At 71.6% G+C, this 13865-nt stretch carries 12 protein-coding genes and 1 pseudogene; 4 read left to right on the forward strand and 9 right to left on the reverse strand.

The features are described 5' to 3' along the window. Positions 1–44 precede the first annotated feature (44 nt). A complete protein-coding gene (locus tag IH50_RS0104630) occupies positions 45–1232 on the reverse strand; it encodes a fumarylacetoacetate hydrolase family protein (protein ID WP_030857488.1) in 1188 nt (395 codons plus the stop codon). Positions 1233–1264: 32 nt separating this feature from the next. Next, positions 1265–3001, reverse strand: coding sequence for an IlvD/Edd family dehydratase (locus tag IH50_RS0104635; protein WP_030857490.1), 1737 nt, complete (start codon positions 2999–3001; stop codon positions 1265–1267). Positions 3002–3106: 105 nt separating this feature from the next. Here IH50_RS0104635 and IH50_RS0104640 point away from each other — a divergent pair, with 105 nt between their 5' ends. After that, positions 3107–3850, forward strand: a complete 744-nt coding sequence (locus IH50_RS0104640; protein ID WP_030857492.1) for a FadR/GntR family transcriptional regulator — start codon at positions 3107–3109, stop codon at positions 3848–3850. A 60-nt stretch (positions 3851–3910) separates the two neighbouring features. Here IH50_RS0104640 and IH50_RS43490 read toward each other — a convergent pair whose 3' ends face one another. The 7 genes and pseudogenes from IH50_RS43490 to IH50_RS0104665 form a co-directional block, all read right to left on the reverse strand. Further along, positions 3911–4075 (reverse strand): DUF6461 domain-containing protein, encoded by a 165-nt coding sequence (locus IH50_RS43490; protein WP_420709008.1) that lies wholly within the window; start codon positions 4073–4075, stop codon positions 3911–3913. Continuing rightward, positions 4009–5217, reverse strand: a complete 1209-nt coding sequence (locus IH50_RS0104645) for an MFS transporter (RefSeq protein ID WP_030857494.1) — start codon at positions 5215–5217, stop codon at positions 4009–4011. The genes IH50_RS43490 and IH50_RS0104645 overlap by 67 nt, the downstream gene beginning before the upstream one ends. A 5-nt stretch (positions 5218–5222) precedes the next feature. After that, positions 5223–5762 carry a GNAT family N-acetyltransferase gene (locus IH50_RS42405; protein ID WP_234328096.1) on the reverse strand — a complete coding sequence of 180 codons (540 nt, stop codon included), beginning with the start codon at positions 5760–5762 and terminating at the stop codon, positions 5223–5225. Continuing rightward, positions 5757–6959: pseudogene (locus IH50_RS37440) on the reverse strand (type III PLP-dependent enzyme); the annotation flags it as partial. The gene IH50_RS42405 and the pseudogene IH50_RS37440, both read right to left, overlap by 6 nt. Further along, positions 6917–8215 carry a DUF6271 family protein gene (locus tag IH50_RS0104655; RefSeq protein ID WP_030857498.1) on the reverse strand — a complete coding sequence of 433 codons (1299 nt, stop codon included), beginning with the start codon at positions 8213–8215 and terminating at the stop codon, positions 6917–6919. The gene IH50_RS0104655 and the pseudogene IH50_RS37440, both read right to left, overlap by 43 nt. Before the next feature lie 14 nt (positions 8216–8229). Beyond that, the gene (locus IH50_RS0104660) at positions 8230–9255 is read right to left on the reverse strand and encodes a phytanoyl-CoA dioxygenase family protein (protein ID WP_030857500.1); all 1026 of its coding nucleotides are present in this window, start codon (positions 9253–9255) and stop codon (positions 8230–8232) included. A 310-nt stretch (positions 9256–9565) separates the two neighbouring features. Beyond that, a complete protein-coding gene (locus tag IH50_RS0104665; RefSeq protein WP_030857502.1) occupies positions 9566–10330 on the reverse strand; it encodes a GntR family transcriptional regulator in 765 nt (254 codons plus the stop codon). A gap of 371 nt (positions 10331–10701) precedes the next feature. Here IH50_RS0104665 and IH50_RS0104670 point away from each other — a divergent pair, with 371 nt between their 5' ends. The 3 genes from IH50_RS0104670 (at position 10702) to IH50_RS0104680 (ending at position 13859) form a co-directional block, all read left to right on the forward strand. Beyond that, positions 10702–11958, forward strand: a complete 1257-nt coding sequence (locus IH50_RS0104670) for an extracellular solute-binding protein (protein WP_030857504.1) — start codon at positions 10702–10704, stop codon at positions 11956–11958. Positions 11959–12045: 87 nt separating this feature from the next. Beyond that, positions 12046–13032: a carbohydrate ABC transporter permease gene (locus IH50_RS0104675; protein WP_030857506.1), complete on the forward strand. Its 987-nt coding sequence runs from the start codon at positions 12046–12048 to the stop codon at positions 13030–13032. Beyond that, a complete protein-coding gene (locus tag IH50_RS0104680; RefSeq protein ID WP_030857508.1) occupies positions 13029–13859 on the forward strand; it encodes a carbohydrate ABC transporter permease in 831 nt (276 codons plus the stop codon). Before IH50_RS0104675 ends, IH50_RS0104680 begins: the two co-directional genes overlap by 4 nt. Positions 13860–13865: the final 6 nt, after the last annotated feature.

Here is a 13865-nt window from a genome sequence, read left to right on the forward strand (position 1 = left end):
CAGGGGTGCGCGGCGCCGCCGCGCACCCGGACCGCCGGGAGGTCTCACAACAGGCCGCGCCGGGCGAGGCTGCGCATCAGCGCCCCCACACCGAACGTCCACGGCGCGGCCTCCTCGCTGCGGACGACGGTGTTGACCAGGGCGCCGAGGCGCGGGCTGGAGATCCGTACGACGTCGCCGTACTCGTGGGTGAAGCCGGAGCCGGGCGCCTGCCGGTCCTCGGTCGGGGCGAACAGCGTCCCCGTGAACAGCACGAACCCGTCCGGGTACTGGTGGTGCGCGCCGTGCGTGGCGGCCACCAGGTCCAGTACGTCGCGGCTGATCTCGCGCAGCGAACTGCCGCCCCGCAGCACGTAGCCGTCCGGGCCGTCGACCCGCAGTGCGATGTCGAGCCCGCGTACGGCGTCGAGGCCGAAGTCCTCGTCGAGCACGCGGACGAACGGGCCGATCGCGCAGGAGGCGTTGTTGTCCTTCGCGCGGGACAGCAGCAGGGCGCTGCGCCCCTCGATGTCACGGAGGTTGACGTCGTTGCCGAGGGTCGCGCCGCGCACCCGGCCGCGCGAGTCCACGACGAGGACGGCCTCGGGCTCGGGGTTGTTCCACACGGAGGCGCCGAGCACGCCGATGTCGGCGCCGGTGCCGACCGCGGACAGGACGGGCGCCTTGGTGAACACCTCCGGGTCCGGCCCGATCCCGACCTCCAGGTACTGCGACCACAGCCCTTCGGCGAGCAGCAGTTCCTTGGCCCTGGCCGCTTCCGGGGATCCGGGACGGATGCCGTCGAGCCTGCCGCCCACCACCTGCCCGACGCGGGCCCGTACCCTCGCGGCCTGTGCCGGATCGCCGCCCGTGCGTTCCTCGATGACGCGTTCCAGCAGGCTCCGGGCGAAGGTGACGCCCGCGGCCTTGATCACCTGGAGGTCGACGGGGGCGAGCAGCCGCGGCACGTCGCGGCGGCCGGGCGGGGCCTGCAGCAGGTCGTCCAGACGCCAGGCGCGCCCGCCGTCGGCCGCGCGGACAATATCCGCCGCGTCGTCGCGTTCCATGAGGCCGGAGACGGTGGGCGCGTGAGCCGTCAGGTCGACGACGTGCTCGCCGCGGACCGCGGCCACACACGGTCCGCCCTCCTCCGGGTCGTGGACGCGGGCGACGAGGGCGGCCCGGCCGGCGTCCTCCGGCAGGACGGAACCGGCGGTGAGGACCGGGCGGGGGCGCACTGCTGCCGATTCCACGATCGATGCTCTCCTGGATGCGAGGGGCGGGCTCAGTGGGAGTCCCGGGGGACGTCGTGTCCGCGGCTTCCGCGCAGGAAGCCGAAGTCGGCGCCCCGGTCGGCCTGTTCCACGTGCTGGGTGTAGAGCCAGGTGTAGCCGCCGGCGTACCGCTCGGCGGGCGGTGTCCACTCCTGTCGGCGCCACGCGAGTTCGGCGTCGTCCACGTCCAGGTCCAGGGTGCGGTTCGGGACGTCGAGGACGACGGGGTCCCCGTCGCGTACCAGGGCGAGCGGTCCGCCGACGGCGGCCTCGGGTGCCACGTGGAGGACCACCGTTCCGTAGCCGGTGCCGCTCATCCGGCCGTCGCAGACGCGCACCATGTCCGTGACGCCGGCCTTCAGCAGCTTGGCGGGCAGCGGGACGTTGGAGACCTCGGGCATGCCGGGATAGCCCTTCGGGCCGGCGTTGCGGATGACGATCACGGTGTTCTCGTCGACGTCGAGGTCCGGGTCGTCGGCGACCTCGTGGTACGCCTCCGGGGAGTCGAAGACGCGCGCGGGGCCGCGGTGCGTGAGCAGGTGCGGTGACGCGGCGGACTGCTTGATCACGGCGCCGTCGGGGCACAGGTTGCCGCGCAGCACGGCGATTCCGGTGCCGGCCGGCTGAAAGGGGGCGTCGAGGGGGGTGATGACGTCGGAGCCGACGCGTTCGGCGCCGCCGGTGTTCTCGGCGACGGTGCGCCCGGTGACCGTGACCGGCTCCCCGTGCAGCAGCCCTCCGCCGAGGAGTTCGGCCATGACGGCGGGCAGCCCGCCCGCGTAACAGAAGTCCTCCATCAGGTACGTGCCGCTGGGCATCAGGTTGACCAGGGTCGGCACCGCGCGGACCAGGTCGTCGAAGTCCCGCAGGTCCAGTTCGACGCCGACGCGTCCGGCGAGGGCCGTGAGGTGGATGACGGCGTTGGTGGAGCCGCCGATGGCCGCGTTGACCCGGACGGCGTTCTCGAACGCCTCCCTGGTCAGGATCCGCGAGGGCCGCAGCTCCTCCTCCACCATCCCCACGATGCGCCGCCCGGCGGCCTGCGCGGTCTCCATCCGCCGGGAGTCGACGGCGGGCCACGCCGCCGAGCCCGGCAGCTGCATGCCGAGCGCCTCGGCCACGCAGGCCATCGTCGACGCCGTCCCCATCGTCATGCAGTGACCGTTGGAGCGGGCCATGCAGCCCTCGGCGAAGAAGCACTCCTCCTCGGTCATCCGGCCGGTCTTCAGGTCCTCCTCGAACTTCCACACATGGGTGCCGGAACCCACGTCCTGGCCGCGGTACTTGCCGTTCAGCATCGGCCCGCCGGTGACCATGACGGCGGGCAGGTCGACGCTGGCGGCACCCATGAGCATGGCGGGGGTCGTCTTGTCGCAGCCGGACAGCAGCACCACACCGTCGAGCGGGTTGGCCCGGATCAGCTCCTCGACCTCCATGGCCATGAGGTTGCGGTACAGCATGGCGGTGGGGCGCATCAGGGTCTCGCCGGTGGCCATGGTGGGGAACTGCAGCGGGAAGCCCCCCGCCTGCCACACGCCCCGCTCGACGGCCTCGGCGACGCGGGTCAGATGGGCGTTGCACGGGGCGAGTTCGGAGGCGCTGGTCGCGATGCCGATGACGGGACGTCCGTCGAACACCTCGTGCCCGAAGCCCTGGTTGCGCATCCAGGAGCGGTACAGCATCCCGCTGCGGCCCTGTGCGCCGAACCAGGCCTGGCTGCGGCGGTTCTTCCTCGGACCGTCGGTCATGTGCGCCCTCCCGTGGCTCCGGCGTCGTCCGTGGCGTGCTGGGTCGCCTGCGGGCACGGGCCCGCAGGCCCTACCCTGGGAATCAATCATTAAATGATTCGATGAATGGCGTCCAGGGGGCGAGCGGAGATCATGACGAAGTTCCCGACCATGCACCAGCGCGTGGTCGACGAGCTCGGCCGGCGCATCGTGGGCGGCGCGTGGGGGCCGGGGGACCCGCTGCCGGTCGAGGACGCGCTCGCGGCCGGGATCGGCGTCAGCCGCGGAGTGCTGCGGGAGGCGGTCAAGTCCCTGGTGGCCAAGGGGATGCTGCGGGTACGGCCGCGCACCGGTACCCGCGTGCTGCCCCCGGAGCAGTGGAACCACCTGGACCGCGACGTCCTGCGCTGGAAACAGGCCGAGGACGCCGCGGCCCTGCTGCGCGACACGGGCGAACTGCGGCGGATCGTCGAGCCCGAGGCGGCCCGGCTCGCCGCCGAGCGGGCCGGCCCCGACGACGTACGCGTCCTGTACGAGGCCCTGGCCGCCATGGAGGCCGCGGCGGCGGCACCGGGCCGCGCCGGCTACGTCGAGGCCGACATCGCCTTCCACCGGGCGCTGCTCGACGCCGGCGGCAACCGTCTCCTCGGCTCGCTGGGGCGCGCCGTCGACATCGCGCTGGAGCACAGCTTCGCCGTCAGCACCCGCACCCCGGGCGCGGTGGAGGCCTCGCTGCCGGGTCACCGCGCCGTCGTACGGGCCGTCGAGGCCCGCGATCCCGCGGCGGCAGCGGCCGCCGTCCTGGCCATCATCGAATCCGCCGAGCGGGAGATCGTCCGGTCACCCGCTCGGCCGGACGACACCGGCTGACCCGGCACGTCCCACGAGAACGGTCACCCGGAGCCGGAGCACGCGATCCGCCGGTCCGGATCACCGCGACGACGGGGGCTCCCCAGGGGCCCCGCCCGCCTCCCACGGGTGCGCGCCGAGGCCGCACCCGTACGGTGCCGAGGTGAGCGGTTTTGGGGTCACGCGGATGCCCGTGACGCGCTCGGCGAGGGCGAACGGGGTGCCCAGCCGACCCACCGTGAGCACACCGCCACCAGGACCGCGGACGCCGCGACCACCGCCATGCCGGTGGTCAGACCGGCCTGGCCGGCGACGAAACCGATCAGGGCCGGGCCCGCCAGCAGGCCGGTGGTGCCCATGGCGGCGACCAGGGCGAGGGCGCCCGGCCCCTGTGCGGCGGCGGCGACGTAGAGACAGGGGGTCACCGTCGCCATGCCCAGGCCGACACAGGCGAAGCCGACGAGCGCGGGCCAGGTGCCGCCGGCCAGCAGGGCGAGGGCGAGACCGGTGCCGGCCATCGTGCTGCCCACCCGCACCATGCGCGGGTCACCGAAGCGGTTGCGCCAGCCGTCGCCCAGGAGACGGGCCACCACCATCATCACCGACACGACGGCGATGCCCAGCGGCGCCAGCCGGCCCGACGCGCCGGTCTCCTCCGTCAGATAGAGCGCCGACCAGTCGTTCATGGCCCCCTCGACGACCGTGCCGAACACCATGGCGCAGCCCAGGACGAGAGCCGTGCGCGAGGCACCCGTCAGATTCCTGAGCCCCTTCTTCTCCTCGCCCGGCTGCCCGTCCTCCACGGCGTCCGGGGCGGCCGGCGCGTCGGCGAGCACCCGGGGCCTGGAGGCGGCCAGCAGCAGGACCCCCAGCCCCGCCGCCACCGCGAAGTGCGCGGTCACCGAGTGCGTCACGGTGTTCACCCCGGAGGCCAGCAGCGCGCCCCCGAGCGACCCTCCGCTGAACGTGGCGTGCAACTGGGCCATCGCGGCCCGCCCGTAGTGGGCCTCCAGGGCGGCGCCCTGCGCGTTCATGGCGACGTTCAGACAGCCGACGGCGACGCCGTCGGCCAGGATCACCAGCAGGGCGAGGGGGTAGCTGCCCGCCGCGGCCAGCACGGGCAGCACCGCCGCCAGCCCCAGCGCGGACCACAGCGCGAGCCGCCGCGCCCCCAGCCGTCGCATCAGCGGCGCGACCAGCGGGAAGGACACCGCCGCCCCGACCCCGGCGGCCATCAGCAGCAGCCCCACTTCCGTCCCGCCCAGGTCGAAGCGGTCCTTGAGCGCGGGCAGCCGGGACGCCCAGGTGGCGTACTGGAAGCCGAGGAAGAAGAACAGGGTGGAGATGGCCAGTTGGTCACGGCGGAAATCGCCGAGGGTGGGCAGCATGGGCGTCAGGACCTCTCTTCCGGGCCGCCGGAGCGGTCGTACTGGACCGGGCGGGACATGTAGACGGCGCCGTCGCCGTACTCGCCGTGGAGCTCGACCGCCGGCTCGGGCAGGAAGCCGTGCCCGGCCCAGAAGCCGCCCGTGCCGCCGACGGCGACCAGGGAGATCCGTTCGAAGGACGAGCGCGCGGCGGTGTCCGTGAGCCGCCGCAGCAGTCTGCTGCCCAGCCCCCTGCCGCGCAGATCGTCCGCGATCACGAGGTCGTGCAGATGCAGATTGCGGGAGTCGTACGCCCGCTCCTCCGGCCGGGTCAGGTCCGGGTACCGGTACCGCGGGTAGGGCAGGGCCAGGAGGTAGCCGGCGATCCGGTCGCCGGCCTCCAGGACGAAGCACGTCCGCGGGGAGATCCGGCCCCGGGACCGCAGCGCCGCCACGCCCTCGGACAGCGAGGCCGACGCGTACACCTCGGCCTCCAGGGCGGCGATCCGCGGCCAGTCGTCCTCCACGATCGGGCGGACGCGCACGTCCGGTCCGTCACCGCCCACACAGACGCGGGGGAGCGGGTCGAAGCCGTTGAAGCCCTCGGTCGTGTAGCTGGCGGCGTACGCGCCGGCGGACAGCACCCACACCGGGTCGCCCGACGCGACCGCCCTCGGCACCCGCACCCGGGGGTGCTCGTGGGCGTAGGCGTCGTCGCTGTCGCAGGTGGGGCCCGCGACCACGACCGGCACCAGGTCGGCGCCGGCCGGGTCCTCGTGGGACGGGAAGACGAGCGGGTGGCGCACCTCGTCCATCTCGTACAGGCCGTTGAACTTGCCGCAGCTCAGATACAGCCAGTGCTCGCGCTCCCCGTCCGGCCCGCGACGGGACGTCAGCCGGGCGACGTGCGCCCTGATCGCGCCGTGGTCGGCCACCAGATGGCGCCCCGGTTCGACGACGAAGTCCAGCGGCCCGGGCGACAGCTCCCTCAGCCGCTCCATGCCCTCCCGGAACACGGCGAAGATCTTGTCCAGCGGAGGATCGAGCCGCTCACCCCGGCGGTCGGCGTAGCCGAGCGCCGGCAGACCGCCGCCGAGGTTGACGTGGTCCGGCACGATCCCGCGGCCGTGCAGGGCCGTGAGCACGTCGGCGAGGGCCGTGAAGGCCTGCTGCCACGCCTCGGCGGTCATCTGCTGCGACCCGACGTGCACCGAGAGACCGGCGGGGACGAGACCCGCCTCCCGCGCCGCCTCCAGCACCCGTACGGCGTCGTCCGCCGAGCACCCGAACTTCCGGCTCAGCCCCCACAGCGCGCCCTCGCCGCTGGTCGCCAGCCGGCAGAACACCCGCGACCCCGGCGCGTGTCCGGCCAGCGCCGCCACGTCCTCCACGCTGTCCGTGGCGAAGTCGCGGACGCCCAGCCGGTACGCCCGGGCGATGTTCCGGTCGGACTTCACGGTGTTGCCGTAGTGGACCCGGTGCACGGGCACGCCCGTCGCCAGCGCCCGGGAGATCTCCCGGGGGCTCGCCGCGTCGAAACCGGCGCCACTGCGCGCCAGCAGGTCCAGGACCTCCGCCACGGGACACGCCTTCATCGCGAACCGCACGTCCACACCGGGCAGTTCCGCGGTCAGCGTGTCGTACCGGCCGGCGATGCCGTCCAGGTCGTAGACGAGCGCGTCCTCGGTGGCGGCCGCGAGGGCGGCGCGCAGGGCCGCGGTCACCGGAGAGCGCCCCGGCTCGCCTGCACGAGGGCCTCCCAGGCGCCGATCAGCGTCACGAAGTCCTCGGTGTCCCGCGCGGCCTCGTCCAGCAGCCGCTCCCGGTCCGCCGTCATGCCGCGCGCGAACTCGGCGTACTTCCCGCCGAGCCGTCCGTACGCCGCCGCGACCGTGTCCAGCCGCCGCTCGTTCTCCGTACGGTCCAGCCGTACGCTCTCGGCGAGGAACGCCGCGAACGGCGCCGGATCCAGCCGTCCGCTCCCGTCCAGCAGCGTGTCGCCCGCGTCGGCCATCCGCTCGTAGACGTAGTGCAGGTACAGCATCGACAGCAGGAACTTCACGAACCGCGTCTGGTACGCCAGGAAACCGGCGTGGGTACGCCGCTCCCCGGTGTAGTAGTTCTCGATGTGCCGGTTGTGCAGGACACCGGGGAGGGCGGCGTCGTACACGGCGTGGATGAGGAAGTAGTCGCTGCCGATCGTGTCGGTGGCGGGCGGCAGCGGCAGCCGCTCGTACACGTCCCGGTCGAACGCGATGTTGGACATGTCGACGCGCATCGGGTCGACCAGCGTCAGCGTGGAGCGGTCGCCGGTGAAGGGCAGCATCCCCGCGCCCTTGAACGACTCCTCGACCAGCTCCCGCCGCTGCTCGGCCGACCAGTGGCCGGGCGCCCACAGGCCCACGACCTCGTCGTACACCTCCTTGTCGAGCTCCCGGATGCCGCCGATGTCGACGGAGAGCTCCCCGATGAAGGAGGCGCCCACCATCGACACGGGCCGGTGCGCGATCGCGGGGTCGAGCGTCACCTCCGACACACCGTCGGCCGCGTCGGCCGCCGGCTTGCCCAGGGAGGTCAGCTCGTGGTGGATGGGGTAGACGGGCTCGCCGTCGAAGACCTGGTAGCTGCAGTCGGAGTCACGCCGGTGCAGCGAACGGCAGCCCAGCGCCGCCGCGAGCAGGAACGCCCGGTTGGTGCAGGCGCCGTACGAGAGCGCGTCGGGGAGCATCAGGTCGAGGACCAGCTCCGGCTCGGGGAGTCCGGCCCGGTCGACGGCGCGCCGCAGGAAGTCCCGCTGGGCCGCCTCGTCGAGGTGGTGCACGACGACGCCCGGCGCCCCGGGGAGCGCGGCGACCGCGCGGGTGTGGGACGCGCGGGTCGGTTCGTCGGCGGAGTCGAGGATCAGCAGGTGCACTTCGACGTCGAAGTTCCGTGCGGCGTACGCGGCTTCGACGCCGATGCCGGTGATGGCGGCGGAGCACTCCCGGTTGGTCGGCAGGCTCAGGCATATCCGGTCCATGTCGGTTCCCCGTCTCATCGTGTCCGCTCGTGCCAGGCGTCGAGGCCCAGCAATCTGCGCCCCAGCTCGTCGAGTTCGGCCGGGCCGTAGCGCAGCGACTCGTGCTTGACGGCGTCGCCGAGCAGGGTCCCGTTCCACTCCGGGGTGCTGAGCGTGCGCCAGGACTCCACCCGGGAGCGGCGCAGCTCCTCGTGCTCCTCCAGCGCCGGCATCATCGACAGGTACTGCACCGCGCGCACCCCGTCGGCCGAGGTGTTGGGCGCCACCCCGTGCGCCAGCATCCCGTTGAAGATCAGCAGGTCACCGGCCTTGAGCCGGGGCCGTACGACCGGGAACTCGGCGCGGTCGGCACCGGGGCGGATGGGGTCCCGGCCGGCGGGCTGTGCGACCTTCCACTCCTCGAACCGGCGGAAGAGTTCCGGGGAGCACTGGAAGCCGCCCTCGTCCGGCTGTGTGTCGGTGAGCGCGATGATGCCCTGCACCCGCTGCGGCGGCACGCTCGCCGTGGTGTCCACGTCCCAGTGCAGCTCGATGTCGAACCCCTCGTCCGTGGGGTCGATGAGGGAACGCGAACGGTTCTTGATGTTGGGCGGGTTGAGGTTGAGCCGGTCCAGGGTGACCCACAGCTCCTCGCAGTCCCACACGTCCACGAACGCGTCGTAGACCCGCTGCGCCTGCCGGCTGTCCCAGATGAGCTGGTGCTGGTACGCCTCGACGAAGCCGTAGACGTACAGGTCCCGGTCGAGGTCCGAGCGGAAGGCGCGCTCCTCGTACCAGGTCTCGGGGCGCTGCGGGTCCAGGCCCTGGAAGTCCCAGGCGAACTCCAGCAGCAGCTTGGCCGCGTCGGGGGAGATCGCCTCCGGCACCACGACGTAGCCGTGGTTCTGCCAGGACGCGAACTGCTCCTCGGTCAGCACCCGCAGCGGCAGGTCCTTGGTCAGGTGCCGCAGCTGCGTTTCGGCGAGGTAGGTCTCGCCGTCGGCGCTGAAGTAGGGGCGCTCGGAGGCGGCGCGGTGGAGAAAGCGGTGGTGCGTCGTCATGCGGTACTCCGGAGATCGGGATCACTCACGGCATGCGGACGGGAGGGCGGGAGGAGTCGGTGCGGGGCCGGTGCCACGACGGTCCGGCACACCCCTCACGGGCGTCGGCACGAGGGCCGGCCGGACAGGGCGGGCGGCGTCCCGGGCCACCCGCGTGACATCGATGTCGCCCGGGGTGCCGAACGTGCGGCCGCCCGGTGCGGACCACTGGGATATTGGACTGGACCATTGGGCCGTGTCAAGGAACGCCCTTTCGGCGCGGCGGCCCAACTCCCCCCACGAAAAACCGCTTTGGAGGTGAACCGCCCGGTCAGGGCCCCGGACGGGTCAGCGTCGCCGTGAACTTGTAGCGCGAGCCCCGGTACACCGAGCGGACCCACTCGACCGGCGTTCCCGTCTCGTCCCGCGAGTGGCGGGACAGCAGCAGCATCGGCAGGCCCACGTCCGTGGCGAGCAGCCCCGCCTCCCGCGGTGTCGCGGGGCAGGTCTCGATGGTCTCGTCGGCCTCCGCCGGCCGCACCCCGTACACCTCGGCGAGGGTGGTGTAGAGCGAGGTGCAGCGGGACAGGTTCCGGCGCAGCCGGGGGAAGCGCCGGTCGGACAGGTGGGTCGCCTCGATCGCCATGGGCTCCCCGCCGGCCAGCCGCAGCCGCTCGATGCGCAGCACCCTGTCGCCCGGGTCCACCTCCAGCAGGGCCGCCAGCTCCGCGTCGGCGGCGACGTACCCGATGTCCAGCATCTGGGAGGTGGGGCTGAGTCCTTGCGCCCGCATGTCCTCGGTGTACGAGGTGAGCTGGAGCGTCCGGTAGACCTTCGGGCGGGCGACGAACGTGCCCTTGCCCTGGATCCGGTCGAGCCGGCCCTCGCTGACCAGCTCCTGCAGGGCCTTGCGGACCGTGGTGCGGGAGGTGCGGAACTCGACGGCGAGCAGGCGCTCGGCCGGCATCGGGGCGCCCGGGGCGCGCTCGTCGGTCATCTGCAGGAGCCGCTGCTTGATGCGGTAGTACTTCGGTACGCGCCCGATACGGCCCGGCGCCCCCGTGTCGGCCTGGGCGCTGCTGACGTCCGTGCTCATGACCTGCCTTCCGGCTGCGGTGTCCGGCGCGCGGACGGCAGGTGCCGACCGCGGTGCACGTCGGCGGACGGCCTGGTTCGGCGCCGCACGCTCGGCGACCCCGTTATAACCGTGCGTTCTCGCTTTGGTCTAGTCCAAGAATCAACACGTCCCTCTTTGGGCGGAGTTCTGCGCCCTGCCAGGGGCGTCGAAGCCGTTATCCAGGCGTGAGTTCACGACCCTTGACAGAGCCATAGGTCTAGGCCAAGCTCCCCTTGCTGGTCTAAACCATTTAGAGGAAGCCGGGTCCCAGCCCGCCGAGCTGTTGCGCCGTTGTGGGGGTCACCGCCGAGGGCGTGGGTGAGCAAGGCATTCCTGAGGAGGGGTGGCGCGTGAAGCGCAAGCTGATAGCCGCGATCGGGGTCGCGGGCATGCTGTTCTCCGTCGCGGCGTGCGGCGGCGACGACGGTGACAAGGGAGCCGGCGCGGAGACGCTCACCGTGTGGGTGATGGACGGCTCCTCGCCCGACGACTGGCAGGCGGACCTCGCCAAGGAGTTCGAGGCGAAGACCAAGGCCAAGGTCAAGTTCGAGCTCCAGCAGTGGAACGGCATCCAGCAGAAGCTGACCACCGCCCTGTCCGAGGAGAACCCGCCCGACGTCTTCGAGATCGGCAACACCCAGACCCCGGCCTACGCCAAGACCGGCGGCCTCGCCGACCTCGCCGACCTCAAGTCCGAGATCGGCGGCGAGTGGACCGACTCCCTCAACAACTCCTCCGTCTTCGAGGGCAAGCAGTACGCGGTGCCGTGGTACTTCGCCAACCGCGTCGTCCTCTACAACAAGAAGGTCTGGGCGGACGCGGGGCTGAAGGACACCCCCAAGACCCGCGACGAGTTCTACGACGCGCTCAAGACGATCGGTGAGAAGACCGACGCCGAACCGATCTACCTGCCCGGCCAGAACTGGTACCACTTCGTCGGCCTGGTGATCGGCGAGGGCGGCGAGCTGGTCAAGAAGGACGGCGACAAGTACGTCTCCAACCTCGCCGACCCGAAGGTCGCCGCGGCCACCGAGACGTACAAGAAGTTCCAGGCCCTGTCGAAGGCCCCCAAGGACAAGGACGAGGCCACCCCGCAGCAGGCCGAGATCTTCGCCAAGGGCAAGACCGGCGCGTTCATCGGCATGGGCTGGGAAGCCGCCACCGCGATCAAGGCCAACCCGGCCATCGAGAAGGAGATCGGCTACTTCACCATCCCCGGTGCCACGGCCGACAAGCCCGAGGGCGTCTTCCTCGGCGGCTCCAACCTCGCCGTCGCCGCGGGCAGCCAGAAGCAGGACCTCGCCAAGGAGTTCCTGAAGCTCGCCCTCTCCGACAAGTACGAGGGCGCGCTCGCCAAGGCCAACGGCGTCATCCCCAACAAGGAGTCGCTGCAGAGCAACCTCGAGGGCAACGCCCCCGCCGAGGCCGCCGCGCCGGCCGCCGCCGTCGGCGGCACCACGCCGCTGATCCCCGAGTGGGCCGCCGTCGAGAACGACCCCAACCCGATCAAGACGTACCTGACCGCCGTCCTGAACGGCAAGTCCCCGGCCGACGCCGCCCAGCAGGTCGAGGGCGAGTTCAACAAGCGCCTGGCGCAGCAGCAGTAACAGCGCACGCGCTCCGACCGGAGCGGGGGCCGGCCACGCGACGGCCCCCGCCCCGCGTTGAGCACGCCGAGAAGAGAGATCGCGAGCATGACCGTGCAGACCGAACGGCCGCCCTCCGGCCCGGCGGACGTCCGCAAGACGGACGACACAGGACCCGGCAGGCCGACACCGCGAGCCGCGTCGCGCGCCGGCGCGCTCGCCCCGTACCTGTTGCTGCTGCCCGCCGTCGCGGCCACCGTGCTGCTGCTCGGCTGGCCGCTGCTGAAGGACGTGCTGCTGTCCTTCCAGAACCTCAACATGGCGCAGCTCATCCAGCACGTCACCGAGTGGAACGGCGTCGACAACTACACGGAGGTCCTCACCGGTGAGGACTTCTGGCGGGTCACCGTCCGCTCGATCCTGTTCACGGCGGCCAACGTCGTCCTGATCATGGTCCTGGGCACGCTGACCGGCCTGCTGCTCGCCCGCCTCGGCAAGCGGATGCGGTTCACCCTGCTGCTCGGCCTGGTGCTCGCCTGGGCGATGCCCGTCGTGGCCGCCACCACCGTCTACCAGTGGCTGTTCGCGCAGCGCTTCGGCGTTGTCAACTGGGTCCTGGACAAGCTCGGCTGGCACTCCATGGCCGACTACAGCTGGACCAGCAGCCAGATGTCGACGTTCTTCGTCGTCACCCTGCTGATCGTGTGGATGTCCATCCCGTTCGTCGCGATCAACCTCTACGCGGCGACCACCACCATCCCCAAGGAGCTCTACGAGGCCGCGTCCCTCGACGGCGCCGGCGCCTGGCGGAGCTTCACCACGGTCACCCTGCCGTTCCTGCGGCCGTTCCTCTACGCCACGACGTTCCTGGAGGTCATCTGGGTCTTCAAGGCGTTCGTCCAGGTCTTCACCTTCAACGGCGGCGGCCCCGACCGGCTCACCGAGATCCTGCCCGTCTACGCCTACGTCGAGGGCGTCGGCAACCAGCACTACGGCATGGGCGCGGCGATCGCCGTCCTGACCATCCTGATCCTGCTCGGCCTGACCGCCTACTACCTCAGGATCGTGCTCAAGCAAGAGGAGGACGAGCTGTGAAGCGCTCGCTCTTCGGCCGCCTGTGGCCCAACGTCACGGCCGTCGTCCTGTTCATCGGCTTCGTCTTCCCCGTGTACTGGATGTTCTCCACGGCTTTCAAGCCGACCGGCGACATCATCTCGGAGACCCCGGTCTGGTTCCCGACCGACGTCACCTTCGAGCACTTCAGGACCGCGACCGGCGTCGACCACTTCTGGACGTACGTCACCAACTCGCTGACCGTCACCGTCCTCGCCGTCCTCTTCTCGCTGATCATCGCGCTGGCCGGTTCCTTCGCCCTGGCGCGGATGCGGTTCAAGGGACGGCGCGGCTTCATCGTCGGCTTCATGCTGGCCCAGATGGCGCCCTGGGAAGTCATGATCATCGCGATGTACATGATCGTGCGGGACACGTCGATGCTGAACAGCCTCGTCCCGCTGACGCTCTTCTACATGATGATGATCCTGCCCTTCACCATCCTGACGCTGCGCGGCTTCGTCGCCGCCGTGCCGAAGGAGCTGGAGGAGTCGGCGATGGTCGACGGCTGCACCCGCGCCCAGGCGTTCCGCCGGGTCATCCTGCCGCTGCTCGCGCCGGGACTGATGTCCACCTCGCTGTTCGGCTTCATCACCGCCTGGAACGAGTTCGCCCTGGTCCTGGTGCTCAACAAGGACGCCGAGGCACAGACCCTGCCGCTGTGGCTGTCCCGGTTCCAGACCCAGTTCGGCGACGACTGGGGCGCGACCATGGCCGCCTCCTCCCTGTTCGCCGTCCCGATCCTGATCCTCTTCGTCTTCCTGCAGCGCAAGGCCGTCAGCGGCCTCACCGCGGGCGCCGTGAAGGGATAACGCCAC

This window comes from Streptomyces sp. NRRL S-37 (assembly GCF_000721605.1).
Lineage (GTDB): Bacteria > Actinomycetota > Actinomycetes > Streptomycetales > Streptomycetaceae > Streptomyces.